Below are 25,605 nucleotides of genomic sequence, written 5' to 3' on the forward strand. Positions count from 1 at the left end.
GTCCCGCCGGGTTTAAATCGATTTGTTTATCCCTTTTCGTGCAGCTCTTGCAAATGCGCCCAAAATCGGGGCACGATGCATTTTTGTGCAGTGCGGTAGCGGGACATTGCGGAACGGATGATCGCGGTCAATTCGCAGTTGCGGGCGAAGCTGATGAGCCTCGTCAAGGAAATCTATCCCGACGAGGATGCCGCGCATCTGTCGCGGCGGATCATCGAGGCGTTCTGGCCGGACGGAAAGAACCCGCGCCAGCGCGCCCGCCAGCCCGGCAACACGCTGTGGTCGGAAAAGGATTCCGTCGTCATCACCTATGGCAATTCGGTGATGGACGGCCAGCACAAGCCGCTCGACCTCCTGAGCGATTTCCTGCGGCGCTATCTCGCCGACGCGATCACCGGCGTGCATATCCTGCCGTTCTTCCCGTTCACTTCCGATGACGGCTTCGCGGTCACCGATTACGAGCAGGTTAATTCGACGCTCGGCGACTGGGCCGACATCAACCGCATCGGCGACCATTTCCGGCTGATGTCGGACCTGGTGCTGAATCACATGTCGGCGCAGTCGAAGTGGTTCAACGAATATCTGCAAGGGCACGAGCCGTACGACAGATATTTCTTCGAGGCCTCGCCCGACGACGATCTCTCCGCCGTGGTGCGGCCGCGCGCGCATGCGCTGTTGCGCGAGGTGGAGACCGCCAACGGTCCGCGGCACGTCTGGTGCACCTTCTCCTACGACCAGGTCGATCTCAACTTCGCCAATCCGGACGTGCTGGTCGACCTGTTGCGGATCATGCGGCTGCACATCGCCAACGGGGTCAGGATCATCCGTCTCGATGCGGTCGCGTTCATCTGGAAGGAGATCGGCACGAGTTGCATTCACCTGCCGCAGACGCATGCGATCGTGCGGCTGATGCGGCTGCTCGCGGACTATTGCGAGGAGCGGGTGGTGCTGCTGACCGAGACCAATGTGCCGAACGCGGAGAACCTGTCCTATTTCGGCAACCGCAACGAGGCGCATGCGATCTACAATTTCTCGTTGCCGCCCCTGATGCTGCATGCGCTGATGAACGGCACGTCGCGCTATCTCAATGCCTGGCAGATGGCGATGCCGCCGGCGCAGCTCGGTTGCGCCTATCTGAATTTCACCGCCTCGCATGACGGGATCGGCATGCGCCCGGCGGAAGGCCTGCTCGACGAGGAAGAGCTCGGCCGGGTGATCGACACGGTGCAGCGCTTCGGCGGGCTGGTGAGCATGCGCTCCATGCCGGACGGGACGCAAAAGCCGTACGAACTCAACATCGCCTTCTACGAGGCGATGAAGGGGACGGTCGACGGCGAGGACGAATGGCAGTTCGACCGTTTTATCGCCAGCCAGACGATCATGATGGGGCTGGAGGGCATCCCGGCCTTCTACATCCATTCCCTGCTCGGCACCGGCAACGACCATGCCGGCGTCGAGAAGACCGGCCACAACCGGGCTATCAACCGCAAGCGCTGGGACTATCCGGAATTGCGCTGGTATCTCGACGATCCGGAAAACGAGCATGCGCGGGTGCTGGCGGCGATGAAGGAGCGCATCCGCATCCGGGCGCGCCAGCCGGGGTTCCACCCGAACGCGACGCAGTTCACGCTGCATTTCGGCGAGCAGCTGTTCGGTTTCTGGCGCCAGAGCCTCGACCGCGATCAGTCGATCTTCGCCATTCACAACGTCACGAAGGAAGAGGTCTCGATCCCGGTGATGGCTGTCAATTTGATCACCGGGATGGAGTGGAAGGACCTGCTGTCGGGCGAGGCGATCGACCCGTCGCGCGGCGAAATCACCTTCGCGCCGTATCAGTGCCGGTGGATTTCCAACCGCGGCTGATGCCCGTCAGCGCCCGAACGCCTTCAGCAGTTTTTCCAGCGGAAGCGTGTTGAGCACGTCTTTCGCCTCCAGCCATCCGCGCCCGGCCTGGGCGATGCCAAAGCGCATCATCTCCAGCCCGTCGGTCGAGTGGGCATCGGTGGAGATCGGCACTTTCAGTCCGAGGTCCCTGGCCATCTTGCAGTGGATGTCGTCGATGTCGAGACGGCTCGGCTGGGCGTTGAGTTCGAGATAGCAGCCGCGTTCGCGGGCCGCGTCCATGACCGCTTCGAGGTCGATATCGTAAGGCGGGCGCTGGTTGATCAGGCGACCGGTGGAATGGCCGAGAATGGTGAAATGCGGGTTGTCCATGGCGCGCAGAACCCGTTCGGTCTGCTTTTCGCGCGACAGGTTGAACGCGCCGTGGATCGAACAGACGGTGTAGTCGAGCCGGGAAAGCAGCTTGTCGGAAAAATCGAGCTTGCCGTCGGAGAGGATATCGACCTCGCAGGATTTCAGGACGCGGATGCCGTCGAGCTCCTCGTTCAGCGCGTCGATCTCGTCGATCTGGGCGGCAAGCTCGTCCTCGCTCATGCCGCCGGCGACGGTCTGGCTCTTCGAATGGTCGGTGATGCCGAGATAGGCATAGCCCCTCTCTTTCGCCGCCTCGGCCATCTCGCGGATCGAATATTTGCCGTCGCTTGCCGTGGTGTGGCAATGCAGGTCGCCGCGAATATCCTGCAGCGAGACCAGATCGGGCAGGGCGCCTTTTTCGGCGGCCTCGATCTCGCCGCGGTTCTCGCGCAATTGCGGCACGATAAAGGGGAGGGCGAGTTTTTCGTAGATCTCCTCCTCGGTCTTGCCGGCGATGCGGTCGTCGCCTTCGAAGAGGCCGTATTCGTTGAGCTTCCAGCCCCGTCTGATCGCCCGCTTGCGGAGCTCGATATTGTGCGCCTTGGAGCCGGTGAAATAGAACAGCGCCGCGCCGTAGGAGACTTCCGGCACCACCCGCAGATCGACCTGGAAGCGCGATTTCAGCATGACGGTGGAGCGCGTCGTGCCTTTCGAGACGATGTCGCCGACCTCGTCATAGGCGACGAAGCGGGCAATGACCGCGGCGCCGTCCTTCGCCGTTACCAGGATATCGAGATCGCCGACGGTCTCCTTCTGGCGGCGGTAGCTGCCGGCGACGACAGCCTGTTTGACGCCGTCGATGCCGCGGATATAGGCGACAAGCGGTTCGGCGATGTGTTCGGCGTCGATCAGGCGGAGCCTTTTCTCGACGCCTTCGAAGCGGGCGAGCTGATCGAGAATGTTCTTTTCGGTCTTGGCGCCGAAGCCTGACAACGTCCGCAGCCGGCCTTTGCGGGCGGCGCGTTCGAGCGCCTCGAGCGTATCGATGCCGAGCGCGTCGTGGATCGCCTTGACGCGTTTCGGGCCGAGGCCCGGAACGCGGGCCATGTCGGACAGGCCGGGCGGAACCCGGGTCTCGATCTCTTCGAGCAGGTGAAGCGAGCCTTTCTCGACCATTTCGGCGATCTTGGCGGCGAGATCGTCGCCGATGCCGGGAAGCTCCGACAGGTCGGCGCCGTCGGCGATCATCCCGGCGGCATCGCGCGGCAGGCCGCCGACGGTGGCGGCGGCATTGCGGTAGGCGCGCACGCGGAACGGATTTTCGCCCTCGATTTCCAGGAGGTCGGCGAGACGCCGGAAGGCGGCCGCTATATCGGCATTGTGGACCGGCATCGCTGTTTCCCGTTGGACGTTGCAGGAGAGTAGCCCTCCCCGACCACTATCGGCAACGCCGAGCCGCTGCGGCGGGTTCTAACTCGTGTGTCCGAAGGATCAGGTCGAGGCGAGGACCGCGAAAGCCTCCCACGGCGCGAGCCGCATCGTGCCGGAGACAGCGTCGCGGGGCACATGGTTCGATATCAGGCATTCGCCCGCGATCTCCAGTTCGCTCGGCGTTTCGAAGGCGGCCGGTTCGCCGCTGAAATTGGCGACAACGACGAGCTGCGTGCCGGCGAGATTGCGCGCGAAGACGAAGAGCTGCGGATCGTCCTCGAGGAAGGGGCGGTAATCGCCGTCGACGATAACGGGATGGGTTTTGCGGAGCGCGATCAGTTTCCGGTAATGGGCGAGGACGGAGGCGTCGTCGCCGATCTGCGCTTCGGCGTTGATCGCGACATGGTTGGCGTTGACGCCGATCCATGGCGTGCCAGTGGTGAAGCCGGCATTCGGCCCGGCCGTCCATTGCACTGGCGTGCGGGCATTATCGCGGCCATTGGCGGCCGCGCCGCGCAGGAAGCCGGCGGGGTCGTCGCCCGCAGCCATGCGTTCGGCGTAGAGGCCGAGCGTCTCGACGTCGCGGTACTGGCCGATTTCGGTGAAGCCGGCATTGGTCATGCCGATCTCCTCGCCCTGATAGACATAGGGCGTGCCGCGCATGAGGTGGTTGACGGTCGCCAGCAATGTCGCGGACTCGCGCCAGTAGCGCGTGTCGTCGCCATATTTGGAAACGGCGCGCGGCAGGTCGTGATTGGAGAGGAAGAGCGAATTCCAGCCATCCGACGCGAGCGCCCGCTGCCAGTCGTCAAGGGCGCGCTTGAAGGTGACGAGATCGAAGGGTTTCGGGTCCCACTTGCCGGCTTCGCCCCAGAAGCTCGTGACATGCCGGAACTGGAAAACCATGGAGAGTTCATGGCGGTCGCGGCCGGAAAACAACAGGCCCATCTCCGGCGTCGCTTCCCAGGTCTCGCCGACGGTGAGCACATTGCGCCCCGCAAGCGTCTCGCGGTGCATTTCCCGGATATAGTCATGCAACCGCGGGCCGTTATTGAGGATCTCGCGGTCCGGGTCCTTGCCGATCAGGTCGATCACGTCCATGCGGAAGCCGGCGATGCCGCGGTCGAGCCACCAGTTCATCATGGCGTGGATTTCGGCGCGCAGGACCGGGTTCTGCCAGTTCAGGTCCGGCTGGCCGGCGGCGAAGAGATGCAGGTAATACTGGCCCGTCACCTCGTCGCGTTTCCAGGCCGGGCCGCCGAAATATGAACGCAACCCGTTGGGTGGGCCGCCGTCCGGGGCGGGGTCGCGCCAGACGTAGTAGTCGCGCTTGGGATCGTCGCGGGACGAGCGGGCGGCCTCGAACCATGCGTGCCGGTCGGAAGTGTGGTTGACGACGAGGTCCATGACGATGCCGATGCCGCGCTTTTCGGCTTCGGCGATCAGGCGGTCGATATCGGCCAGCGTGCCGAATTCCGGCGCGATGTCGCGGTAATCGGAGATGTCGTAGCCATTGTCCTCCATCGGCGAGGCATAGACCGGCGACAGCCAGATCACGCCGATGCCGAGATCGGCAAGGTAGTCGAGTTTCGAGACGATGCCGGGAATGTCGCCGACGCCGTCGCCGTCGCAATCGCGGAAGCTGCGCGGATAGATTTGATAGACGGTGGCGTCCTTCCACCAGTCCGGATCGTCGCGGTAGGGGCGGGGCATCGAACATCCTTGCGGCAAGAGACGCGTATCCGCCCTTTGCATCAGGGTTCGCGGCCGTGTCAACGCGTGGCGGATGTCACGGCGTCAGGATCTGCCGCAGGGCGCGGCTCGCGGCCATTTCTTCAAGCGCCGTGTTGACCTCCTCGAGCGGCATGCGCGCGGTGATCAGCCGGTCGACGGGGAAGTGCCCGCGCCGGTAGAGATCGACGAATTTCGGAATGTCGATCAGCGGATTGCAGCTTCCCATGTAGCTTCCGGTGACCGATTTGGCGCTCGTGACATGCGCCGCGACATCGAGCGCGAAGGGCGTTTTCGGGCTGACGAGCCCGACCGTGACGACGCGTCCGCCGCGCCGGGCCGCGCCGTAGGCGGTCTGGAAGGCTTCGAGCTGGCCGGCGGTTTCCAGCGCGCAATCGACGCCGCCATGGGTCATCTCGAGGATCTGCGCCGCCGCGTCCGGTCCGGCCGGCACGGCATCCGTCGCGCCGAGCGACAGCGCCGTCTCGCGTTTTTCCGGATCGGGGTCGACGGCGACGATGCGGCGCGCGCCGGCAAGCCGCGCACCGAGGATGGCGCTGGCGCCGACGCCGCCGATACCGGCGATGGCGACGGTTTCGCCCGGCCTGACGCCGCCGGTGTTGATGACGCTGCCGGCGCCGCACAGGACGGCGCAGCCGAACAGCGCGGCGATCTGCGGATCGAGGTCGCGATCGACCCTGACCAAAGAATGTTCCGAAACGACGGCCATTTCGGCGAAGGCGGACAGGCCCATGTGGTGATGCAGGCGCTCGCCCTTCCAGGACAGGCGGACGCCGCCATCGAGCAATTCGCCGGCGCGGTTGGAGGCGAGGCCAGGTTCGCAAAGCCATGCGTCGCCCGCGATGCAGCAGGGACAGGCGCCGCATTGCGGCTGATAGACCAGGACGACGCGGTCGCCGGGCGCGAAGCGGGTGACGTCCGATCCGGTCTCGACAACGGTGCCACTTGCCTCGTGGCCCGGCACGATCGGCATCGGCCATGCGCGCACGCCGGTGATGACCGAAAGGTCTGACCGGCACAGGCTGGCGGCGTCGATCCTGACCAGCACTTCGTGACTTTCCGGCGCGCCGACGGAAACGGTCTCCAGCTTCAAAGGCTTGCTTCCGGTGAAGGGTCTGTCGGTCGTGCAGGCGTCGAGAACCGCCGCCTTGAATGTAATGTCCGTCATCTACTAGCCCCTCCGCGGCTGGAGACTATCGCGCGGCATGAAGCTTCCGCAACGGGCGAAAGCTGCGGTTATTTCGGCAAGCTGGAGGCGAAATCCGGGATTTTGTATCAAATCGGGACAGGTCGCACGCAATAGCAGGAAACGGTTGCCAGCCGTTAAACATCTTTACTGACCCGAAGGCACGAAATCGCAAATGCCATCTGGCGCGATTTCGCGTCTCGTGGGACCAATCCGTCACGCGAACGCGGTTGCGGCGAAACGGCATCTCCTCGCCAGGCGAACGCAGATTGCAGAAACGGCCCGGCGACTGGACACTCCGGGCCATGAGCGAACCGGCATCGCTTGGGATCGTTCAACTGCATGAAATACGGCGTCGGTTCATAGACCCACCGTCGCCGGTCCCCTGGCAAACCGCCCCCCAATCACGGTTTGCCTTTCTTGCGACCCCGTGACCATCCCCCCTCGGTCACGGGGTCGACATTTCTCAGGCATATTCCGCTTCGTCGGCCTTCACGGCTTCCAGCAGGTCGCGCATCAGGTCCGGGTCGGCGGCCTGGACGCGGCTCCAGTTCGGAATGAAGGGCGTTTCCATCGGATTGTCGATGAAGGTCTGGCCGGCCTCGACGATATTGGAGGCGAAGAGTTCGACGGCGCGCTCTTCCTCGTGGCGGTCGACATGCAGGCCGTTCATGCGCGCGTCGTTGTAATAGGCCTCGATCAGGTCGAGCGCCTCGCGGTAATAGGTCGCCTTGATGGTGCGGAAGGTCTCCTGGCTGAAGACCAGGCCGTCGGTGGCAAGCTTGCGGTAAAGCGCCTTGCAGATGTCGATCGACATGCGCGACAGGCCGTCCTGCGGATTTTCCTCCGACAGCGGCTGGTGCTTGTGGTCATAGGCGTCGGCGATTTCGACCTGGCAGACGAGGCGGGTCGACAGGTTGCGCCAGACTTCCGACAACACGCCGATCTCGAGGCCCCAGTCGGAGGGAATGCGGATATCCGGCAGGATGGCCGTGCGCATGGCGAACTCACCGGCGAGCGGATAGCGGAATGCGGCCAGATAGGTCAGGTAATCGCGGTGGCCGACTGTTTTCGTGAGCGCCAGCAGGAGCGGGGTGACGAGCAGGCGGCTGACGCGCCCATTCATCCGTCCGTCGGCGTAGCGGGCGTAGAAGCCCTTGCAGAAGAGATAGGAAAAGGCCGGGTTGGCGACCGGATAGATCAGCCGCGCCAGCATTTCGCGCGAATAGGTGACGATGTCGCAATCGTGCAGGGCGACCACGTCGGAATCACGCCGCGCCAGCGTGTAGCCGATGCAGAACCAGACATTGCGGCCCTTGCCGGGTTCTTCCGGCGACAGGCCCGCTTCCTTCAGCCGCGCGTCGATCGCCTGCAGGCGCGGGCCGTCGTTCCAAAGGATGGAGTGGTTCTGGGGCAGAACGGAGAAGAACCTGCGGGCGTGGCGGTACTCGTCCTCGTTGGCGCGGTCGAGGCCGATGATGATGTGGTCGATGAAACGCGCGCCGGCGAGTTCCTGGACGATGTTGGCGAGCGCCGGGCCCTGTAGTTCCGAATAGAGCGAGGGCAGAATCAGCGTGATCTTGCGGTGAGCGGACAGGACCTCGAGCTCGCGTTCCAGCATGCCGGGATTGCCGGCGCGCAGGTTGTGCAGCGTGGCCACGTGACCGTTCTGGTGAAAATCCGCCATGCGCCGCCGTCTCCCGTGACTGTCCTACAGTTCTTCAATTATCCGCAGAACGGATTCGTTCCAACCGTGCGGGCCGGGTTTTTCGGTCCGGGTGATGCGGCCAATGCTCTCGCCGTCGAGCTCGGGCAGCGGCGCGGCGTGCGGATTGGCGACGATCACGCCTCTGTCCGCGGTTTCCAGCATCTCGATATCGTTGGGGGCGTCGCCAAGTGCGATCATGTATGGCGTCTCGCCGCCTTCGGCATAGCGCGCGGCGATTTCGCGCATGCGATCCGCTTTTGTCGCCCCGAAGGAGAGCGTCAGGTAGCGCCCGCCCTGTCGCGCGGTGACGCCTTTCCTGGCGAGCAGCAACTCGAATTCGAACCGCTCCTCGTCGGTTCCGGACCAGAGGCCGGGTTCGGAAAAACAGCGATTTGCCGCCTTTGCCGCGGCCTCAAGGGACAGCCCGGTTCGGGTGGCGAGTTTCTTCAGGCTCCAGTCGGAAAAGCCGGAGAAATTTTCGCGCAGCCGCAGCGGCATCTCGTCGAGCAAGGCGATCAGCTTCGCATGGACGGAGGCGCCATGCGCCGCCGCCTCGCCGCCGGGTTCGAGGATGCCGGCGCCGTTCTCGACGATGGCGGGGCAGTCGGCGAAGCTCATTTCGGCGCGCAGACCGGCGATCTCGGCCGCCGTCTTGGAACTGGCGAGGACGAGCGGGATGCCGCGCTCCTTCATCAGCGCAAGCGCCGGTTTTGCCGCGTCCCAGGAGTATGTCTCGTGGTCGAGCAGCGTGCCGTCGAGATCGGAAAAGACGATGGCTTTCGGTGCGTCCGGCATCGGTTCTATCCCGCCAGTCCAGGCAACATGCCCTTGAGGCCCTCGGCGAGCAGACCCATGGCGATGGCGGCGAGCACGAGGCCCATGACGCGGGTGACGACGCCGATCCCGGATTCGCCGAGGCGTTTCGCAATCGGCGCGGCGAAGCTCATGAGCAGGCCGGTAAAGACCGAAAGGGCGAGGATGACGCCGGAAATCTCGCCCTTGCCGAGAATGGAGGGATGTTGCTGGGCGGCGACGAGCACGACCGCCATGGTGCCGGGGCCGGCGATGATGGGGATTGCGAGCGGCACCACGGCGATGGAATCGCGATCCTTCGCCTCTTCGGCCTCCTGCGGCGTCTGGGTGTGGTCGGTGTTGTTGAACAGCATGCGCAGGCCGATCAGGAGGACGATCACGCCGCCCGCCGCGCGCAGGGAATCGATGCTGATGCCGAAGAATTCGAGGAGCAGACCGCCGCTCCATGTCACGACGAGAAGCGTGACCGCGACGGCGGCGGCGCAGGTCCATGCGATCCTTCGCGCTTCGGCCTCGGAACGGTCGGCGGTCATGCCGGCGAAGATGCCGAGATTGCCGATCGGATTCATCATCGAGAAAATCCCGGCGATCAGGGTGCTCAATGCGGCTTCGGTCAGCATGGGCGCGTCCCTTCTGTCACAGCGACACCGTCATCGCGCCGTCGACATAGAGCACATGACCGTTGACGAAACTCGATGCGTCGGAGGCGAGGAAGACGGCGGCGCCGACGAGTTCCTCCAGCCTGCCCCAGCGTCCGGCCGGCGTGCGCGCGGCCAGCCAGGCGGAGAAGGCATCGTCCTCGACCAGCGCCTTGTTCAGGGGCGTATCGAAATAGCCGGGCGCGATGGCATTGGCCTGAATGCCGTATTGCGCCCAGTCGGTCGCCATGCCCTTGGTCAGATTGCCGACCGCGCCCTTGGTCGCGGTGTAGGGCGCGATGCCCTTGCGGGCGAGCGCGGTCTGCACCGAGGCGATGTTGACGATCTTGCCGGCGCGGCGATCGATCATGTGTCGCGCGCAGGCCTGCGCGGCGTTGAAGACGCCGGTGACATTGGTTGCCATGATGCGCTCGAAATCGGCGGGATCGTAATCCTCGAGCGGGCCGCGGATCTGGATGCCGGCATTGTTGACGAGGATGTCGATCGGACCGGTTTCGGCCTCGTAGGCGTCGATCGCCGACCGGGTCGCTTCGTGGTCGGTGACGTCGAAGACGAGGATGCCGGCCGCAAATCCGTCGTTTTCCAGTTCGCCGGCGAGCGCCTCGAGTTTCTCGCGGCGGCGGCCGTTGAGAACGATGCGGGCGCCGGCGCCGGCGAGGCCGCGGGCGAGCACCGCGCCGATGCCGCCGGCCGCGCCGGTAATCAGCGCGGTCTTGCCGGTGAGATCAAACAGGGCAAGGGATGGTTTTTCACGGGACGGGGACATGGCAACCTTGTTACCCTGACGCAGCGGCACGGAAAAGCGGTAAAGCGAAATTCGATCTGCGGCGGGGAACTGATCCCCAAGCGGAGCCTTGATCTTTGTCCCGCCTCATGTCGGTGGGACAATGCACATCATCCAGGGAGCGCCCGACGTGAGAATTCATCGCTGTCCCGCCTGCGCCGGGTCGCTCTCCTTCGAGAGCCTGTCCTGTTCATGCGGGGCACAGGTTGCCTATGACGTCGAGGGCGACCGGTTCACGCAACTTCAATGGGCCTGCGCCAACCGTGCCGAAATCGGCTGCAACTGGGCGGCGGATTCGCAAGGATGGCTTTGCCATTCATGCGTCATGACGAAGGTCATTCCTGACACATTCCATAGCGAGAACCGCGGTTTGTGGGCCGAGAGCGAGCGGGCGAAACGCCGTGTGCTGGCAAATCTCGCACGGTGGGGATGGCTGACCTCGGCCGATCCCGGCCCGCGCCCGGTATTTCACCTCCTGGCGGAAGCGACCGGGCCCGGCGCGGCAATGGTGACGATGGGCCATGCCGGCGGCGTCGTGACGATCAACGTTACCGAGGCCGATGACGCGCAGCGGGTTCAGCGGCGCGAGGCCCTCGGCGAACGGTTTCGGACGATGATCGGTCATTTCCGGCACGAGCTCGGCCATTTCTTCATGCTGGAGCGGCTGGCCCCGCAATTCGGCATCGGGGATCGCTTCCGGCTGCTGTTCGGCGACGAGCGCGCGGATTACGGCGAGGCGCTGCAAAGGCATTACCGCGACGGGCCGCCGGCCGACTGGAACGTGCGGCACGTCACGCCTTACGCGTCGAGCCATCCGCACGAGGACTGGGCCGAAACTTTCGCGCATCTGCTGCATTTGACCGACATCACCGACAGTTTCGTTGCGACGGGACTTTCGGCGCCGGATCTGCCCGGCGCGGATTACGATGCCTATGGAGAACAGGATGCGGAGCGGCTGGTGACGATCGGGGCGGGGCTCGGCATCGCACTGAACCATGTCAACCGTTCGATGGGACTGGAGGACATCTATCCCTTCGTGCTGACGCCGGTCATACGCGAGAAACTGGGTTTCGCGCATCGCTGGATGCGGACGGGACCGGCGCCATGAAATGGCTATGTCAAATTTAATAGACGGCCGCGAGGATGAGGATTAGCGCTAGTCGGCCGGGCTCATGGAGGCGCGGTGAAAGGGGATTTGCCATGCCGCAGTCTCATGTTTCCGGAAATGTCCGGATCGCATGTTCTGCCTGTCACAAGGTCAATGAAATCACGGCGATCAACCTGCCTTGGGGCGAGCCCGTGACATGCTCGCATTGCCGGGCGCCGTTGGGCGCATGGGATGTCCTGATGGCCGCTGCGACCGGACAGGATGAATCGCCCGAATTGCCCGGAACGCCGGCTCCCGCCTAGGTGGTACAGCCCGGACACCCGTCCGGGCTGCACGCAGCGTGAATGCCTATTTGTCCTGGATGCGGTATAGGTAGTAGACTAGCGACGAAACCCGCCCGAGCGTGTTGATCTCGTTTTCGACAGGGTCGGGCGAACCGCTGTCCGTCATGAAGCGATCGCCCCAGACCGGCATGGATATTCCGTGCGCACCGATTTGGCGCTCGGCGTTGCGGCCGTCGATCATTTCCATCAGGTCCTGGAATGGGAACGTCCCCCCGTTCCTGGCGGTAATCTTCGTCAGATTCGGAACTTTGACGCTCAGATAGGTCGAAACCGGGCCGTCGCCCTTGCCGGAGGCGCCATGACAGGATGCGCAGGCCTGGGTGTACTCGATCTCGCCCGCGGTCATCTGGGCGGACGCGACACCTGGAACGGCAATCGCCGCCACGGCGACACACGCAAAAAACACGTTGAATTTCATGGGTTTCCTCCTCAAGGCGGTTCGTTGACGCGGCAATCCCGATCCGGAGGCTTCTGCGGGCAAACGGTTGCGAGATTACCTGAGATCAAATGTATGCAGAGGATGGGCGCCAGGCGTTGACGTTGATCAATAGCGTCGCCGGTACACGCAAATCAGGGGGTGTTTCTTAACCGGAGATTCAGCGGATACGGCTAGATTTTACCTGCCAGACCCTGCCGCCATCCTTGCGGCACCGCATGACGCCGCGTCTGGAATGCCGTATCGGCAGATGTTCCGCCACCGGATCGGGTCCGCCTGCGGCCGTCCGGACGCGCTTCATCCAATGCGGAGTCCTGCATGCAACCCAGCAATCGCGCGCGCGCCGGGAGCGCCGCGCCGGTCAATACGGTTTACGACAGGCTGCTTGCGGCGACGCCCGACGATCTCGTCGAGCAGTTGCTGACCTTCCAGGCGATCCTCGACCATTTTCCGGGTGGCATCTCGGTTATCGACAGCACCCTTCGGCTGGTCGCCTACAACGAGCAATTCAAGTCGATGCACGGCTATCCGGACAGCATGTTCGAGCCGGATCCGCCGCATCTGGAGGATATCTTCCGCTTCAATGCCGAGCGTGGCGAATACGGGCCGGGCGATGTCGAGGAGATCCTCGCGGAGAGGCTGGCGCTGGTGCGCAAGCGCGAAGCGCATCACTACGAGCGCTGGCGTTCGAACGGATCGCTGATCGAGGTGCGGGGCGCGCCGCTGGCGGGCGGCGGTTTCGTGACCACCTATTTCGACATCACGGAGACGTGGCACAACCAGAACATCATTCACCACATGGCGCATCACGACCAGTTGACCGATCTCGCCAACCGGCGGCTGCTCGGCGAACGCTTGAACCAGGCGCTGGCGGCGGCGCGCCACGGTACCAAATTCGCGGTCCATTGCCTGGACCTCGACAAGTTCAAGCCGGTCAACGACACCCATGGTCACGCAGTGGGCGACGAGGTGCTGAAGCTTGTCGCGGAGCGGTTGCGGCGGTTCTCGCGCCAGGGCGACACGGTCGCGCGGATCGGCGGCGACGAATTCGTGCTCATCCAGGCCGGGATCGGCGGTCGCGGCGACGCGGAGGCGCTCGCCAAGCGCATCGAACTGGAAATGCTGCAACCGTTCACCGTGGACGACGAGACGATCCGGATCGGAACGAGCGTCGGGATGGCGCTGGCGCCCGACGACGGCGCCGATGCGGAAACGCTGTTCCAGATCGCCGACGCGGCGCTCTACGAGGCGAAGAATGCCAAGCACGTGCGGCAGGCGGACGACGGGGCGTGGCTGAAACGTGCTTGATGCGGTGTAGCGCCGCCGGATCTTTCCCATGCGAACCGACCGTGACATTGTGACGGCATGAAAGCCTCGCGCAGATTGCAGCCGGCCGGCGCCGTTTTCGGCATGGCCCTTATGCTGTCGATGGCGGCCGCGCAGGCCGGTGAAAGCCAATGCGAACGGCCGGAACTCGCCTGGGAACATTGGCGTGACGATGTGATCGCCCGCAATGCGGGGATCCGCTATTTCGAACTTCTGGGCGAGGGGCGCGACGCACTTCTGCGCGCCTATTCCTGCGACGGCGAGAGCGACACATGCCCGCCCGACCGCGTCATGGTCATGCATTGCAGCGGCAATGCGAATGTTCTCGTCGCGTTTGTAAAAGGCGGCTGCGTCACGATGGCGGAGGACATGGCGATCGAGGATTATCTCGGTTTCGTGGGCGGCGGCGAACCCTGCTGAAGCGCATCTTGCGGCGGTTTGGCCTTGGCTGAGCCCGCCCATTGGCGCACACTTCCCGACCTGACCCAACGGAAAATTTGCGCCCATGATCGCCAGGCCGAAGATCACCATCGCGTACCTGTCCGGCATTTTCTGCCAGCTTGCCGCCAGCGCCGTCGCGCCGGCCGAAGCGGGGGAAGCATCCGCGCCGTCCTTTCGCTGCAGCGGAACCGACGCGGTCATCCGTCTCGAGGCGCCGGCCAATACGGACTGGATCTGCGAGGGTGCGGCTGCCGCGATCGATTTCCTCGGCGCGATTGGCGTGCCGCAACGCGCAACGGTCGAGATCAACATCGTGGAAACGCTGCCGTCCGGTCTGCGCGATGCCGTCGGCTGTTATGACTGGCTCCATGGCGACATCCATGTCCTCGGGAGCGACCGGTGCATCCGCGATACCGAAGCGCCGCAGGCCTTCAGGGTCCCGAACGACGCGGGCATTTACAGGAGTTACGTTGCGCACGAGGTGGCGCATGCGCTGGCGGCGGGGAGTTTCGGTTTTGCGCATCCATCCGCCGCCGCCCAGGAATATATCGCGGGCGTGGTGCAGATTTCGGTCCTGGAGCCGGGCCAGCGATCCGAGATCCTGAGCCGGTTTCCCGGCGATGGTTACGACGGCGCGGTGGAAATCAACTTCCTGAGCTATCAACTCGATCCCGGACGATTCGCCGTCGAGGCATACCGGCATTTCATGAAGCAGGAAGATGGCGGCGCGTTTGTCGAACGGCTTCTTTCCGGCGACATAAGGCTGAAGGACCAGCCGACCTACTGAGACAGTGGATGCCCGCTTTACGCGGTCTTCAGAACTTTTCCACCCATGGCCGGAGCGTCAGTTCCTCCGACCATGCGGAACGGTCCTGTCTGACCAGGGCGAGGTAGCTTTCGGCGATGGCGTCCGGATCGAGCATCGAGTCGGGCCGGTCCGGCGGCTCGACGCGGCCGGGAATGCGGATGGCGCCGTCGATATTGATCCACGCCACGTGGATGCCCTGCGGATGCAGTTCGCGCGACATCGACTGCGCTAGGCCGCGCTGGGCGAACTTGCCCATGGCGAAGGGCGCCGATTGCGGAAATCCCTTCGCGCCCGCCGAAGCGCCGGTGAACAGGATCGTGCCGAGAACGCCGTTTTCCGGGGGCTGCGCCAGCATCTTGCGGGCCGCCGCCTGGCCGACCAGGAAGGCGCCGAATGCCGTGACCTGGATGGCATGGTTGACCGCGTCCGGGTCAAGCTCGACCAGCGGGCCGCGCTGGCGCGCCGAGGGGTTGTAGATCGCGACGCGCAGCGGGCCGCCGATGGCGGCGAACAGCTTGTCGACGTCGGCGGGTTTCGATGCGTCGCAGGCGATCCGCTCGGCGCCGGTTTCGCCGGCGAGCGCGGCGATCTTGCCGATGTCGCGCGCGGCGAGCACAAGCGCGTAGCCTTCCTTGTGGAGGCGGCGGGCCAGCGAGGCCGACAGGCCGTCTCCGACGCCGACAACGAGAGCGATTGGTTTGGTCATTGCGCTATCACCTTGCGAGCAGGATTGGCCGGGCAAGGGGCGATAAAACGCCATATGCGCCGCTCACGCAAATAACAGGCAGGATAACCGGTTCTTCCCGATCAACATGTGGCATCGCCTGTCAGGGAGGAGCCGGGCAAACTCGCGCGGCCGACGGGTTACGCGCTTTCGCGGTGAAGGCGCACTTCCTCGAGGAAGGTGTCGGCGAATTTTTCCAGCTTGGATGCGCCGACGCCGTGGAGTTCGGCGAAATCGGCGTGGTTTGCCGGCTGGCGTTTCGCCATGTCGATCAGCGTCTTGTCGGAGAAGATGACATAGGCCGGGACCGAGCGTTCGCGCGCCAGAACGGTGCGCCGCGCCTTCAGGCGTTCGAGGAGTGCTTGCGGGACATCGGCGTCCAGCTCGATCGCGGCGCCCGAGCGCGCCTTCCTGCCGGCGGGACGGATCATGTCCGGCCGGTAGCGGAACTCGCATTTGCGTTCGAGCAGGTCGTGGCCCTTGGGCGAAATCGAGATGCCGCCATAGCCGGCGACGTCGATCACCAGATAGCCGCCGCCGACGAGCTGGCGGACCAGCGACTGCCAGACATTGCGGGGCTGGTTGCGGCCGGCCGCGAAGACCGGCAACCGGTCATGGCCGAGCGACTGCGCCTTCGGGTTGGCCTTGCCGAGCAGCAGGTCGACGAGATGCGTCGCGCCGAAGCGCTCCCCGGTCATCTGCGCGGCGAGCAGGATCTTGCGCGCATCCTCGCCGCCGTCGACGGTCTCGGCCGGATTGATGCAGACATCGCAATTGCCGCAGGGCCCGGTCGTCTCGCCGAAATAGGACAAGAGGCTCTGGCGGCGGCATTCCGGCGCCTCGCAATAGGCGACCAGCGAGTCGAGGCGCTTGTGTTCGCGGCGGCGGCGCTCCTCGTCGCCATTCTCGCCGTCGATGAAGCGGCGGCGCATCGAGATGTCCTGCAGGCCGAAGACCATATGGGCGTCGGCGGGCATGCCGTCGCGCCCGGCGCGGCCGATTTCCTGGTAATAGGCGTCGAGCGAGCCGGGCAGGTCGGCATGGAACACGAAGCGCACGTCCGGCTTGTCGATGCCCATGCCGAAGGCGATCGTGGCGCAGACGATGACGCCGGTTTCCGTCATGAAGAGGTTTTGCGCATCGGATCTCTGCTCGGGCGAAAGCCCCGCGTGATAGGGCACGGCGCGGTAGCCATTGTCCGACAGGAAGGCGGCCAGTTCCTCGCTGCTCTTGCGCGAAAGGGCATAGACGATGCCGCTTTGCGACGGGCGGCCCTCGAGGAAGGCGAGGAGCTGCTTTTTCGTGTTCGCCTTGGGCTCGACGGTCAGGCTGATATTGGGGCGGTCGAAGCCGGCGACATATTGCTCGGCATCGCCGGCGAAGAGCTTCTCGACGATGTCGCGGCGCGTCGCCTCGTCGGCGGTGGCGGTGACCGCGCCGATCGGCACACCGGGAAAGGCCGTCCTCAGTTCCTGCAGCATGTCGTATTCCGGCCGGAAGGACGCGCCCCATTGCGAGATGCAATGCGCCTCGTCGATGGCGATCAGGCTGACGCCGGTCTTTTGCAGCGCCGCGATCATGCGGCCGGTCATCAGCCGCTCGGGCGCAAGGTAGAGGATGCGCACCTGTCCGGAAGCGACGCGGCGCCAGATCGCGACATTTTCCTCGCGGCCGGCGGACGAGTTGATGGTCTCCGCGGCGACGCCGGCGAGCTTGAGGGCCGCGACCTGGTCCTGCATCAGCGCGACCAGCGGCGAGACGACCACGGCCAGACCGCCCTTGACCAGCGCGGGAACCTGGTAGCACAGCGACTTGCCGGCGCCCGTCGGCATGACGGCGAGCACGTTGCGGTCCGCCAGCAGGATATCGACGATGCGCTCCTGGCCCGGCCTGAAATCGTCGAAACCGAAAACGTCTTTCAGAACGGCGTGTTTGCTGGACATCGGGGCTCGACTGCCGGGCGAGGGCGCGTTGCGGGGAATCACGGGTGAATGCGCCCAGCATTAGGCATGCCGGCGGGGCGGCGCAATCGCGGCGGGGCAATTAGGCGTGGATGGCTGTTGGCGGGCCGGAAAATCGGCGATGGCGGGACTGACGTGAACCATGCCGTTTGATCGGGGATCCCTAACCCGGTGGCGCGGTCATCGCGTCCATGTCGCCCTGGTTCGTGAGTGCCGGATTTCCGTATTGATGGAAATCAATGAAGGTGGGAACGGCAAAAATCATAATGAATTGTCCATCAGCTTTTGGGTGGAATGAAGGAGGAGTTCATGACGGCACGAATTGGGAAATATCTGGTCGCGGCATTGGTTGGCGGCGCCGGAGTAATTGGGCTTGCGGGTCCGAGCGCCGCGGCCGACGATATGGCAATGGGGAAACAGCTTTACACTGAGGCATGTGCCGTCTGCCACGGGGCCGACGGCAGGGGGCACGGCGAATTCGCCGACGAACTGAAAGTTCCTCCGTCCGACCTGACGAAGCTGCTCAAGGACAATGGCGACGTATATCCCTTCGTGAAAGTCTACCACATTATTGACGGCCGTTCCGGCACCCGCGGTCATGGCGACAGCAAGATGCCGATATGGGGCGATGTCTTCTCGCGCGAGGCTACCGGCGGCACGCAGCCGTTCAGCGCGGAACTTCTGGTGCGGGCGCGCATGGTCGCGCTGGTCGATTACATCGAATCCATCCAGGAAAAGTGAATGCAAAGCACATCAGGGCGTGTCGGCGCCCTGATGTGTGAGCCTCTTCACGTCCAGTTCGACAGATCGCAGCAATCCCTTCCCGGATCCGGGAACGGGCCGATCAAGGCTGAATGTGGCGGGATTTCTGGATGGTGCTGCCGGAGAGATTCGAACTCTCGGCCTCTCCCTTACCAAGGGAGTGCTCTACCCCTGAGCTACGGCAGCGTCGTCCGGGAAACGTGAGCGGCTTCTGCCACAAGCAAATTGCGAGTGCAAGGCGTAATCAGCGGCAATTCGGCGGTGCCTTTGCACAGGCGCGGAAATGCGCCATATCCATCGTCATGACAACGAAATCGCCCGAAGACCGGCGCAAGGAGCGTCTGGCGCAGCAGTTGCGCGCCAATCTGGCGCGCCGCAAGGCGCAGGCGCGCGCCAAGCGGGCCGGCGAGGCCGACGAGCGGCCGGAAGGGCTGGGGGCGGCCGGGAAGGACGCATCCGATCCGGACGGGAATGACGACGGCTAGAGCCGCGGCCTTGCGGGTCTGGAATCTTGCGGGTCTAGAATACGGCCAGGTATTTCAGCAGCGACACGATGCCGATGATGATGACGATGACCTGCGCGATCTGGCGGGCTTTCGCATCGAGCGGCAGGCGCTGGATGAGGTAGAGCACCAGCACGATGACGAGAAAGGTGATCAGGATTCCGATGATTATGGACATGGCGCTTTCTTCCTGCCGGCGCGATTGTCCGGCGTGGTTCGGGTGGAACTGTCGAGAGGTATAATGGTTGAGGCGGACAGGGGTTCCCTCCTTCTCCCGCTCTGGGCAGCCGGCTTGCCTTGAACATAACATAACCATGCGTTAAACGCTCGCGACCGCAATTTCGGCCGCCGCGACAATTTCGCGGACGAAGAGAGGCCCGCCCGAGAGGCCGGGGACAGCATATATGGACCAGATCAGGATCACGGGCGGGAATGCGCTCAACGGCGTCATTCCGATTTCCGGCGCGAAGAATGCCAGCCTGCCGCTGATGATCGCCTCGCTTCTCACGGACGATACGCTGACGCTGGAAAACGTGCCGCATCTGGCCGACGTGGAATCGCTGATCCGCATCCTGTCGAACCACGGCGTCGACTATTCGGTGACCGGACGGCGGCAATCGGAGGATTCCAACTATGCGCGCACGGTGCATTTCACCGCGCGCAATATCGTCGACATCACCGCGCCCTACGAACTGGTTTCCAAGATGCGGGCGAGCTTCTGGGTGATCGGCCCGCTTCTGGCGCGGATGGGCGAGGCGCGGGTGTCGCTGCCCGGCGGCTGCGCCATCGGCACGCGACCGGTCGATTTGTTCATCGAGTCGCTGGAAGCGCTCGGCGCGGATATCGTGATCGAGAGCGGTTACGTGCACGCGACGGCGAAAGACGGCCTGACCGGCGCGCATTACCGCTTCCCGAAGGTCTCTGTCGGCGCGACGCATGTGATGCTGATGGCCGCCGCGCTCGCCAAGGGCGACACGATCATCGAGAATCCGGCGCGCGAACCGGAGGTCGTCAATCTGGCCGACTGCCTGAACGCCATGGGCGCCAGGATCGAGGGCGCGGGCACCGACGAGATCCGCATCACCGGCGTCACCTCGCTGTCGGGCGCGCGGCATCGTGTGATCCCGGACCGCATCGAGACGGGCACCTATGCGATGGCCGTCGGCATGACCGGCGGCGACGTGGTGCTGAAGGGCGCGCGCGCGGACCTGTTGGAAAGCGCGCTCGACGTGCTGCGCGAGGCGGGCATCGAGATCACGGATGTCGAGGACGGCATCCGCGTCTATCGCAACGGCAACGGGCTGATGCCGGTCGATGTGCGCACCGATCCCTATCCCGGCTTTCCGACCGATCTGCAGGCGCAGCTGATGGGGCTGATGACCAGGGCCAATGGCACCTCGCACATCACCGAGACGATTTTCGAAAACCGCTTCATGCATGTGCAGGAACTGGCCCGTCTGGGCGCCGACATCTCGCTCAACGGCCAGACGGCGACGGTATACGGCGTTCCCGTGCTGAAGGGCGCGCCCGTCATGGCGACGGACCTGCGCGCCTCTGTTTCGCTGGTGATCGCCGGTCTCGTCGCCGAAGGCGAGACGACCGTGAACCGCGTCTATCACCTCGATCGCGGCTTCGAGCGGCTCGAAGCCAAGCTGCAAGCATGCGGCGCGCAGATCGAGCGCATTTCCGGCTAACCGCCGGTCCGGTACAAAACTGCCTCCCTGGTCCGGTTGCGTTGCAGCATGGAAAGCCGTATCAGCACAGCTGAATGGCGGTCATGCCCGCCCGCAAAACCCAGGTACCGAGGACGATGGACCGGCTCAAACTGATGGCCCTGGACGCCGAAGACCTCGCCGTGATCTCGGCGCAGGCGCAGGATGCCGTGACCAGACCGGACGCGATCGACTACCGGTCGCGCGAAAAACGCTTCACGCTCGTCATCAACCGTTTTGCCTGGGATGCCGCGGGCAAGAAATCGCGCGACGGCAACAGCTATGAACGCCGCCAGGCGGTTCTCTCGTTCGCGCGCGTCCTCAAGGTGCGCACCAGCGGCGTGCGCCAGGGCGATTCCGACCAGGTGCTGTCGCTTCTGGCGGTGCGCTTCGCCGAAACCGATGCGCCGGCGGGCACGATCGAGCTGGTCTTCGCCGACGGGCCGTTGATCCATCTCGACGTCGAATGCGTGGAAGCGCAGCTGGAAGACCTCGGCGGCGCGTGGGAAACCCGCTTCAAGCCGCGCCATCCCGTCAACTGATCCGGGTGGAGACCTGATTTGCCGCTTTTTCTCAATGCCAGCGATGCCGATTTCGAAACCCGTTTCCGGGCTTTCCTGCTGACCAAGCGGGAAGCGTCGGCGGATGTCGACACGACCGTGCGCGCGATCCTCGACGACGTGCGCAAGCGCGGCGACGCGGCGCTTGCCGATTACACGCTGAAATTCGACCGGCTCGACCTGAATGCGATTCCGGTGCGCATCGGGGCGGAGGAAGCCGAAAAGGCGGTCGAGGGAGCCGACCCGTCGGTGGTCGAGGCGCTGAGGCTGGCGCGCGACCGCATCCGCTCGCATCACGCGCGGCAGATGCCGAAGGACGACATCTATGTCGATCCGATCGGGGTGACGCTCGGTTCGCGCTGGACGGCGGTGGAGGCCGTCGGTCTCTACGTGCCGGGCGGCACGGCGTCCTATCCGAGCTCGGTGCTGATGAACGCGGTGCCGGCGTTCGTCGCCGGCGTCGAGCGCGTGGTGATGGTGGTGCCGTCGCCGGACGGCAAGCTCAACCCGCTGGTGCTGGTGGCCGCGCATCTGGCCGGCGTGACCGAAATCTACCGGATCGGCGGGGCGCAGGCGGTCGCCGCGCTTGCCTACGGGACGGAGACGATAGAGCCTGTCGCCAAGATCGTCGGGCCGGGCAACGCCTATGTCGCGGCCGCCAAGCGGCAGGTCTTCGGCACGGTCGGCATCGACATGATCGCCGGCCCGTCGGAAGTGCTGGTGATGGCCGATGGCGAGAACGATCCCGACTGGATCGCCGCCGACCTGCTGGCGCAGGCCGAGCATGACGCAGCGGCGCAATCGATCCTGATCACCGACGACGCGGGCTTCGGCCAGCGGGTCGCGGAGGCCGTCGAGACCCAGTTGAAGACCTTGCCACGCGCGGAAACGGCGTCGGCGAGCTGGCGCGACTTCGGCGCCGTCATCGAGGTGCCGGACTTGGCCGGCGACACGGCGGTCGCGATCGCCAACCGGATTGCCGCGGAACACCTGGAACTGGCGTGCGAGGGCGCCGAGGCGCTGGCGGGCAGGATCCGCAATGCGGGCGCGATCTTCATCGGTCGCTATACGCCGGAGGTGATCGGCGACTATGTCGGCGGTTCCAACCACGTGCTGCCGACGGCGCGCTCGGCGCGGTTTTCCTCGGGCCTGTCGGTGATGGATTTCGTCAAGCGCACGTCGCTGCTACAGTTGGGGCCGGAGCAATTGCGCGCGCTGGGGCCCGCCGCGATCGCCCTTGCGGAAGCGGAGGGACTGGACGCGCATGGCCGTTCGGTCTCCATCCGGCTCAATCTTTGAGGTTGAAGTTCCGGCGATGGCGAGCGGCGATAATTTCGGACCCAATGCGCGACTGATCGACGTCGTCCTCGATGAGTCCATCGGCCGTTCGACGCCGGACGTCGAGCATGAGCGCGCGGTCGCGATCTTCGACCTGCTGGAGGAAAACAAGTTCCAGGTCGTCGGCGACGAGAAGAGCGGTCCCTACAAGTTGTCGCTGTCGATCATGGAAGGGCGGCTGGTCTTCGACGTGACGCGCGAGAACGGCGACAAGGTCGCCACCCATATCCTTGCGCTCGGGCCGTTCCGGCGGATCATCAAGGATTACTACATGATCTGCGACAGCTATTACGAGGCGATCAAGATGTCGACGCCGGGCCAGATCGAGACGATCGACATGGCCAGGCGCGGCGTTCACAATGACGGGTCGCAGACGCTGATGGACCGGCTGAGCGGCAAGCTCGACATGGATTTCGACACGGCGCGGCGGCTTTTCACGCTGGTCTGCGTGCTGCACTGGCGCGGGTAGAACCGGAACCCGTGCGTTTGCAATTCATTAAACTATTGTCGGCCAAGGGCCGACGCGTTAAGAGATGGCCGAATAACAGGCTGCGTCCGAAGGGCAGCCTTTTTGCATTGGACAGAAAAGAGACCGAATGGCGAAAGAAGAAGTCCTCGAGTTTCCGGGCGTGGTGACGGAATTGCTGCCGAACGCCACCTTCCGGGTGAAACTGGAAAACGAACACGAAATCATTGCCCATACCGCCGGCAAGATGCGCAAGAACCGCATCCGCGTGCTCGCGGGCGACAAGGTGCTTGTCGAGATGACGCCCTACGACCTGACCAAGGGCCGTATTACCTATCGCTTCAAATAACCGCCTCGCGGGCGAATGCGCCCGCAACGCAAGGGCGGCGGATGCATTGACCAGAGTTTCCCGGAACAGAGTTTCCCAATGAGCGCGTTTCAGAAACTTGTGCTGGCATCCGGTTCACCCAGGCGGGTGGAGCTGCTCGCCCAGGCCGGCATCGAGCCGGACCGGCTGCTGCCGGCCAATATCGACGAGACGCCGCTGAAATCCGAACATCCGCGCTCGCTGGCGCGCCGGCTGAGCCGCGAGAAGGCGGAAAAGGCCTGGGCGCATCTGCGCGACGAGGACAAGCCGGAAGACGCCTTCCTGCTCGCCGCCGACACTGTCGTCGCCGTCGGCCGCCAGATCATGCCGAAGGCCGAACTGCTCGACGAGGCGTCGCAATGCCTGCGCATGCTGTCGGGGCGCAATCACAAGGTGTATACCGGGCTTTGCCTGATCACGCCGAAGGGCAAGCTGCGCCAGAAATTGTGCGAGACGCGGGTGCGGTTCAAGCGGATCACGTCGGAAGAAATGGAAAGCTATCTCGCCTCGGGCGAATGGCGCGGCAAGGCAGGCGGCTATGCCATCCAGGGACTGGCGGGCACTTTCGTCGTGCGTCTCGTCGGCTCCTATACCAATGTCGTCGGCCTGCCGCTCTACGAGACCGTCTCGCTGCTGACCGGAGAGGGCTACAAGGTCCATTTCAACTGGCTGCAGGGTGTCTGAGGCTGTCATGGTGGCCAAGGTCGAACCGCTGCGCCCGAAGCGCAAATGCCCGGAATGTGGCAAGGAGAGCAAACGCGAGACCTATCCGTTCTGCTCGCAGCGCTGCAAGGACATCGACCTCAACCGCTGGCTGTCCGGTTCCTACGCGATCCCGGTGACGGAAGCCGAAGAAAACCTCGACGAGGAATGACCGGCCGCCGGCGGTGACAGCGGCCGTACCGCGTGCCGTCGAATCCGTCTTCTACGCCCGGGTCGCGTCGCCGTCGAGGAGCGACGCCTCGAGCATGCCGGCCAGCCAGTCCGCATAATCCGCATGGGCGATGCCTTCGGTGCGCGTGACGAGGAGGAAAAGCTCCGGGCTCGCCAGCCGCCAGACCGTGGCCACAGCGATGTCCCGATCGAGGCCTTCGCGCAACATTCCCTGGCTGTCCAATGCGGCGATGAAGATTTCAAGATTGTCGCGGCGTCCGCGATGCAGCCTGGCATAGAGTTCCGCGATTTCAGGATTTGTGCGCGCGGCCGAACGCACGACGTCGACAAGGGGGGCGATGCGGGCGAGAACCGCCGCGATGTCGGTCGCGAACAGGCGGATCCGGCGCTTCGGGTCGGCCTCGGCGAGAATGGCCCGCCGTTCCGGCTGATCGATGAGCGGCGTCTTTTCGTCGCCGCCGCGCAGCACGGCGCCAATCAGCTGTTCCAGGATCGCCTGCTTGTTGCCGAACACCGCGTAGACCGTTTCGTTCGAGACGGAGGCCTCCCGGGCTATGGCGCTGACCGGCGTCTCCCAACCTTTTTCGGTGAAGAGCTTGCGCGCGGCTTCCAGAACCGCGTTGCGGGTGTCGTGCGCCTGGGCGGCGCGCAGGGCGGACCGGTAGCGGCGCTTATTCGGCTTGACAGGTTCAATCATTTCGATACATATACACTGTATTCAATATATTGCCAGTTTATCAAAATCAAGATTCCACGGGAACACGCGACTGTCGCGCCGTACCGGCCGGGAGAGGATATCGCCATGCTTTCCGTCGTGACCACACTTGTCCAGATACTCGCCATCTCGCTGATTTCCCTGGTCGCCGGAAGTACCTTCGGCGTCTGGCAGGGATACAATCCGCACGGTTTTTCGCCCGCGACTTTCGTGGAGGTCCATCAGGGCGCGGTGCGCGGTCTGAACGTCCTGCTCCCGGGGATAGCGATGGCCGGCCTTGTGCTGACGGTCGTGCTTGCCTTCATGAGTCGCGAACGGCCTGTGGCGCTTTCGCTCTACGTCATCGCCATCGTCGGGTTCATTGCGGGCGGCGTGATCACGCGTTTCGCAAACCAGCCGATCAACGCCCAGGTCATGACATGGACGACGGACGCCCTGCCGCCGGACTGGACCGCCATACGCGACACCTGGTGGCACTGGCATGTTGTCAGGATGGTCGTGTCGGTGCTGACTGAGGTTGCCCTGATCGCAGCCGTCTTCAGCCAAAGAAGCGCCTGAACGGCTGCGGGGAGCGACGCCGGCATGGCGCAAACGGATGGCGGAAGCGTGGC

General features: G+C 64.4%; 27 protein-coding genes and 1 tRNA gene. 15 read left to right on the forward strand and 13 right to left on the reverse strand.

All coding sequences use genetic code 11. The features are described from left to right. Positions 1 to 117: 117 nt before the first annotated feature. Entirely contained in the window at positions 118 to 1,863 is a 1,746-nt protein-coding gene (locus tag IG169_RS12065; RefSeq protein ID WP_193176463.1) for a sugar phosphorylase, read from the forward strand. A gap of 6 nt (positions 1,864 to 1,869) precedes the next feature. Here the strand turns inward: IG169_RS12065 and polX are convergent, their stop codons facing one another. The 7 genes from polX to IG169_RS12100 all read right to left on the reverse strand — a co-directional run bounded on the left by polX (position 1,870) and on the right by IG169_RS12100 (position 10,511). Further along, positions 1,870 to 3,588, reverse strand: a complete 1,719-nt coding sequence (gene polX, locus IG169_RS12070; RefSeq protein WP_193176464.1) for a DNA polymerase/3'-5' exonuclease PolX — start codon at positions 3,586 to 3,588, stop codon at positions 1,870 to 1,872. A 99-nt stretch (positions 3,589 to 3,687) separates the two neighbouring features. Continuing rightward, positions 3,688 to 5,340, reverse strand: a complete 1,653-nt coding sequence (locus IG169_RS12075) for an alpha-glucosidase (RefSeq protein ID WP_193176465.1) — start codon at positions 5,338 to 5,340, stop codon at positions 3,688 to 3,690. Positions 5,341 to 5,416: 76 nt separating this feature from the next. After that, positions 5,417 to 6,547, reverse strand: coding sequence for a zinc-binding dehydrogenase (locus IG169_RS12080; protein ID WP_193176466.1), 1,131 nt, complete (start codon positions 6,545 to 6,547; stop codon positions 5,417 to 5,419). Positions 6,548 to 7,031: 484 nt separating this feature from the next. After that, positions 7,032 to 8,252 carry a glycosyltransferase family protein gene (locus IG169_RS12085; RefSeq protein WP_193176467.1) on the reverse strand — a complete coding sequence of 407 codons (1,221 nt, stop codon included), beginning with the start codon at positions 8,250 to 8,252 and terminating at the stop codon, positions 7,032 to 7,034. Positions 8,253 to 8,276: 24 nt separating this feature from the next. Continuing rightward, positions 8,277 to 9,068 carry an HAD-IIB family hydrolase gene (locus IG169_RS12090; protein WP_193176468.1) on the reverse strand — a complete coding sequence of 264 codons (792 nt, stop codon included), beginning with the start codon at positions 9,066 to 9,068 and terminating at the stop codon, positions 8,277 to 8,279. 5 nt (positions 9,069 to 9,073) lie between these two features. Beyond that, a complete protein-coding gene (locus IG169_RS12095; protein ID WP_193176469.1) occupies positions 9,074 to 9,706 on the reverse strand; it encodes a MarC family protein in 633 nt (210 codons plus the stop codon). 16 nt (positions 9,707 to 9,722) lie between these two features. Continuing rightward, positions 9,723 to 10,511, reverse strand: a complete 789-nt coding sequence (locus IG169_RS12100; protein ID WP_193176470.1) for an SDR family oxidoreductase — start codon at positions 10,509 to 10,511, stop codon at positions 9,723 to 9,725. A gap of 121 nt (positions 10,512 to 10,632) precedes the next feature. Here IG169_RS12100 and IG169_RS12105 point away from each other — a divergent pair, with 121 nt between their 5' ends. Further along, a complete protein-coding gene (locus tag IG169_RS12105) occupies positions 10,633 to 11,637 on the forward strand; it encodes a zinc-binding metallopeptidase family protein (protein ID WP_193176471.1) in 1,005 nt (334 codons plus the stop codon). A gap of 348 nt (positions 11,638 to 11,985) precedes the next feature. Here the strand turns inward: IG169_RS12105 and IG169_RS12110 are convergent, their stop codons facing one another. Further along, positions 11,986 to 12,399 (reverse strand): c-type cytochrome, encoded by a 414-nt coding sequence (locus tag IG169_RS12110; RefSeq protein WP_193176472.1) that lies wholly within the window; start codon positions 12,397 to 12,399, stop codon positions 11,986 to 11,988. Between the two features lie 336 nt (positions 12,400 to 12,735). Between IG169_RS12110 and IG169_RS12115 the strand changes: the two genes are divergently transcribed. The 3 genes from IG169_RS12115 to IG169_RS12125 all read left to right on the forward strand — a co-directional run bounded on the left by IG169_RS12115 (position 12,736) and on the right by IG169_RS12125 (position 14,971). Then, positions 12,736 to 13,725 (forward strand): diguanylate cyclase domain-containing protein, encoded by a 990-nt coding sequence (locus tag IG169_RS12115; RefSeq protein WP_193176473.1) that lies wholly within the window; start codon positions 12,736 to 12,738, stop codon positions 13,723 to 13,725. 57 nt (positions 13,726 to 13,782) lie between these two features. Beyond that, positions 13,783 to 14,163 carry a hypothetical protein gene (locus tag IG169_RS12120; protein ID WP_193176474.1) on the forward strand — a complete coding sequence of 127 codons (381 nt, stop codon included), beginning with the start codon at positions 13,783 to 13,785 and terminating at the stop codon, positions 14,161 to 14,163. Positions 14,164 to 14,248: 85 nt separating this feature from the next. Beyond that, a complete protein-coding gene (locus tag IG169_RS12125; RefSeq protein ID WP_193176475.1) occupies positions 14,249 to 14,971 on the forward strand; it encodes a DUF6639 family protein in 723 nt (240 codons plus the stop codon). Positions 14,972 to 14,999: 28 nt separating this feature from the next. Here the strand turns inward: IG169_RS12125 and IG169_RS12130 are convergent, their stop codons facing one another. After that, entirely contained in the window at positions 15,000 to 15,698 is a 699-nt protein-coding gene (locus IG169_RS12130) for an SDR family NAD(P)-dependent oxidoreductase (protein ID WP_193176476.1), read from the reverse strand. 158 nt (positions 15,699 to 15,856) lie between these two features. Then, positions 15,857 to 17,659 carry a DNA helicase RecQ gene (recQ, locus tag IG169_RS12135; protein ID WP_193176477.1) on the reverse strand — a complete coding sequence of 601 codons (1,803 nt, stop codon included), beginning with the start codon at positions 17,657 to 17,659 and terminating at the stop codon, positions 15,857 to 15,859. A 327-nt stretch (positions 17,660 to 17,986) separates the two neighbouring features. On the opposite strand from recQ, the gene IG169_RS12140 reads away from it, so the two are divergent. Further along, positions 17,987 to 18,418: a c-type cytochrome gene (locus IG169_RS12140; RefSeq protein WP_193176478.1), complete on the forward strand. Its 432-nt coding sequence runs from the start codon at positions 17,987 to 17,989 to the stop codon at positions 18,416 to 18,418. A 132-nt stretch (positions 18,419 to 18,550) separates the two neighbouring features. Here IG169_RS12140 and IG169_RS12145 read toward each other — a convergent pair. Next, positions 18,551 to 18,625 (reverse strand) — tRNA-Thr (locus IG169_RS12145). Positions 18,626 to 18,741: 116 nt separating this feature from the next. Here IG169_RS12145 and IG169_RS12150 point away from each other — a divergent pair. After that, positions 18,742 to 18,924, forward strand: a complete 183-nt coding sequence (locus IG169_RS12150) for a hypothetical protein (RefSeq protein ID WP_193176479.1) — start codon at positions 18,742 to 18,744, stop codon at positions 18,922 to 18,924. A gap of 34 nt (positions 18,925 to 18,958) precedes the next feature. Here the strand turns inward: IG169_RS12150 and IG169_RS12155 are convergent, their stop codons facing one another. Beyond that, complete coding sequence (locus tag IG169_RS12155; protein ID WP_193176480.1) at positions 18,959 to 19,120, reverse strand: Thivi_2564 family membrane protein; 162 nt, start codon at positions 19,118 to 19,120, stop codon at positions 18,959 to 18,961. A gap of 226 nt (positions 19,121 to 19,346) precedes the next feature. Between IG169_RS12155 and murA the strand changes: the two genes are divergently transcribed. From murA to yacG, 7 genes are all read left to right on the forward strand, one after another. Beyond that, positions 19,347 to 20,636, forward strand: a complete 1,290-nt coding sequence (gene murA / locus IG169_RS12160) for a UDP-N-acetylglucosamine 1-carboxyvinyltransferase (RefSeq protein WP_193176481.1) — start codon at positions 19,347 to 19,349, stop codon at positions 20,634 to 20,636. Positions 20,637 to 20,752: 116 nt separating this feature from the next. Next, positions 20,753 to 21,196 (forward strand): DUF2948 family protein, encoded by a 444-nt coding sequence (locus IG169_RS12165; protein WP_193176596.1) that lies wholly within the window; start codon positions 20,753 to 20,755, stop codon positions 21,194 to 21,196. A gap of 18 nt (positions 21,197 to 21,214) precedes the next feature. Then, positions 21,215 to 22,513 (forward strand): histidinol dehydrogenase, encoded by a 1,299-nt coding sequence (hisD, locus tag IG169_RS12170; protein WP_193176482.1) that lies wholly within the window; start codon positions 21,215 to 21,217, stop codon positions 22,511 to 22,513. A 16-nt stretch (positions 22,514 to 22,529) separates the two neighbouring features. Further along, on the forward strand, positions 22,530 to 23,021 hold the full coding sequence (locus IG169_RS12175) for a UPF0262 family protein (RefSeq protein ID WP_193176483.1): 492 nt from the start codon (positions 22,530 to 22,532) through the stop codon (positions 23,019 to 23,021). Positions 23,022 to 23,148: 127 nt separating this feature from the next. Beyond that, positions 23,149 to 23,367 carry a translation initiation factor IF-1 gene (infA, locus tag IG169_RS12180; RefSeq protein ID WP_131567658.1) on the forward strand — a complete coding sequence of 73 codons (219 nt, stop codon included), beginning with the start codon at positions 23,149 to 23,151 and terminating at the stop codon, positions 23,365 to 23,367. 78 nt (positions 23,368 to 23,445) lie between these two features. Next, positions 23,446 to 24,069, forward strand: a complete 624-nt coding sequence (locus tag IG169_RS12185; protein ID WP_193176484.1) for a Maf-like protein — start codon at positions 23,446 to 23,448, stop codon at positions 24,067 to 24,069. A gap of 7 nt (positions 24,070 to 24,076) precedes the next feature. Next, entirely contained in the window at positions 24,077 to 24,259 is a 183-nt protein-coding gene (yacG, locus tag IG169_RS12190) for a DNA gyrase inhibitor YacG (RefSeq protein WP_193176485.1), read from the forward strand. 51 nt (positions 24,260 to 24,310) lie between these two features. Here the strand turns inward: yacG and IG169_RS12195 are convergent, their stop codons facing one another. Further along, complete coding sequence (locus IG169_RS12195; RefSeq protein ID WP_193176486.1) at positions 24,311 to 24,976, reverse strand: TetR/AcrR family transcriptional regulator; 666 nt, start codon at positions 24,974 to 24,976, stop codon at positions 24,311 to 24,313. Between the two features lie 105 nt (positions 24,977 to 25,081). On the opposite strand from IG169_RS12195, the gene IG169_RS12200 reads away from it, so the two are divergent. Further along, positions 25,082 to 25,552, forward strand: a complete 471-nt coding sequence (locus IG169_RS12200; RefSeq protein ID WP_193176487.1) for an anthrone oxygenase family protein — start codon at positions 25,082 to 25,084, stop codon at positions 25,550 to 25,552. Positions 25,553 to 25,605 lie beyond the last annotated feature (53 nt).

Origin of the sequence: Oricola nitratireducens (assembly GCF_014904745.1) — a bacterium.
GTDB lineage: Bacteria > Pseudomonadota > Alphaproteobacteria > Rhizobiales > Rhizobiaceae > Oricola > Oricola nitratireducens.

What these genes read in the sequence shown, in the direction of transcription:
- IG169_RS12065 (WP_193176463.1), top strand. Translation starts at nt 118, where the DNA reads ATGATCGCGGTCAATTCGCAGTTGCGGGCGAAGCTGATGAGCCTCGTC.
- polX (WP_193176464.1), bottom strand. Translation starts at nt 3,588, where the DNA reads ATGCCGGTCCACAATGCCGATATAGCGGCCGCCTTCCGGCGTCTCGCC.
- IG169_RS12075 (WP_193176465.1), bottom strand. Translation starts at nt 5,340, where the DNA reads ATGCCCCGCCCCTACCGCGACGATCCGGACTGGTGGAAGGACGCCACC.
- IG169_RS12080 (WP_193176466.1), bottom strand. Translation starts at nt 6,547, where the DNA reads ATGACGGACATTACATTCAAGGCGGCGGTTCTCGACGCCTGCACGACC.
- IG169_RS12085 (WP_193176467.1), bottom strand. Translation starts at nt 8,252, where the DNA reads ATGGCGGATTTTCACCAGAACGGTCACGTGGCCACGCTGCACAACCTG.
- IG169_RS12090 (WP_193176468.1), bottom strand. Translation starts at nt 9,068, where the DNA reads ATGCCGGACGCACCGAAAGCCATCGTCTTTTCCGATCTCGACGGCACG.
- IG169_RS12095 (WP_193176469.1), bottom strand. Translation starts at nt 9,706, where the DNA reads ATGCTGACCGAAGCCGCATTGAGCACCCTGATCGCCGGGATTTTCTCG.
- IG169_RS12100 (WP_193176470.1), bottom strand. Translation starts at nt 10,511, where the DNA reads ATGTCCCCGTCCCGTGAAAAACCATCCCTTGCCCTGTTTGATCTCACC.
- IG169_RS12105 (WP_193176471.1), top strand. Translation starts at nt 10,633, where the DNA reads ATGCACATCATCCAGGGAGCGCCCGACGTGAGAATTCATCGCTGTCCC.
- IG169_RS12110 (WP_193176472.1), bottom strand. Translation starts at nt 12,399, where the DNA reads ATGAAATTCAACGTGTTTTTTGCGTGTGTCGCCGTGGCGGCGATTGCC.
- IG169_RS12115 (WP_193176473.1), top strand. Translation starts at nt 12,736, where the DNA reads ATGCAACCCAGCAATCGCGCGCGCGCCGGGAGCGCCGCGCCGGTCAAT.
- IG169_RS12120 (WP_193176474.1), top strand. Translation starts at nt 13,783, where the DNA reads ATGAAAGCCTCGCGCAGATTGCAGCCGGCCGGCGCCGTTTTCGGCATG.
- IG169_RS12125 (WP_193176475.1), top strand. Translation starts at nt 14,249, where the DNA reads ATGATCGCCAGGCCGAAGATCACCATCGCGTACCTGTCCGGCATTTTC.
- IG169_RS12130 (WP_193176476.1), bottom strand. Translation starts at nt 15,698, where the DNA reads ATGACCAAACCAATCGCTCTCGTTGTCGGCGTCGGAGACGGCCTGTCG.
- recQ (WP_193176477.1), bottom strand. Translation starts at nt 17,659, where the DNA reads ATGTCCAGCAAACACGCCGTTCTGAAAGACGTTTTCGGTTTCGACGAT.
- IG169_RS12140 (WP_193176478.1), top strand. Translation starts at nt 17,987, where the DNA reads ATGACGGCACGAATTGGGAAATATCTGGTCGCGGCATTGGTTGGCGGC.
- IG169_RS12150 (WP_193176479.1), top strand. Translation starts at nt 18,742, where the DNA reads ATGACAACGAAATCGCCCGAAGACCGGCGCAAGGAGCGTCTGGCGCAG.
- IG169_RS12155 (WP_193176480.1), bottom strand. Translation starts at nt 19,120, where the DNA reads ATGTCCATAATCATCGGAATCCTGATCACCTTTCTCGTCATCGTGCTG.
- murA (WP_193176481.1), top strand. Translation starts at nt 19,347, where the DNA reads ATGGACCAGATCAGGATCACGGGCGGGAATGCGCTCAACGGCGTCATT.
- IG169_RS12165 (WP_193176596.1), top strand. Translation starts at nt 20,753, where the DNA reads ATGGACCGGCTCAAACTGATGGCCCTGGACGCCGAAGACCTCGCCGTG.
- IG169_RS12175 (WP_193176483.1), top strand. Translation starts at nt 22,530, where the DNA reads ATGGCGAGCGGCGATAATTTCGGACCCAATGCGCGACTGATCGACGTC.
- infA (WP_131567658.1), top strand. Translation starts at nt 23,149, where the DNA reads ATGGCGAAAGAAGAAGTCCTCGAGTTTCCGGGCGTGGTGACGGAATTG.
- IG169_RS12185 (WP_193176484.1), top strand. Translation starts at nt 23,446, where the DNA reads ATGAGCGCGTTTCAGAAACTTGTGCTGGCATCCGGTTCACCCAGGCGG.
- yacG (WP_193176485.1), top strand. Translation starts at nt 24,077, where the DNA reads ATGGTGGCCAAGGTCGAACCGCTGCGCCCGAAGCGCAAATGCCCGGAA.
- IG169_RS12195 (WP_193176486.1), bottom strand. Translation starts at nt 24,976, where the DNA reads ATGATTGAACCTGTCAAGCCGAATAAGCGCCGCTACCGGTCCGCCCTG.
- IG169_RS12200 (WP_193176487.1), top strand. Translation starts at nt 25,082, where the DNA reads ATGCTTTCCGTCGTGACCACACTTGTCCAGATACTCGCCATCTCGCTG.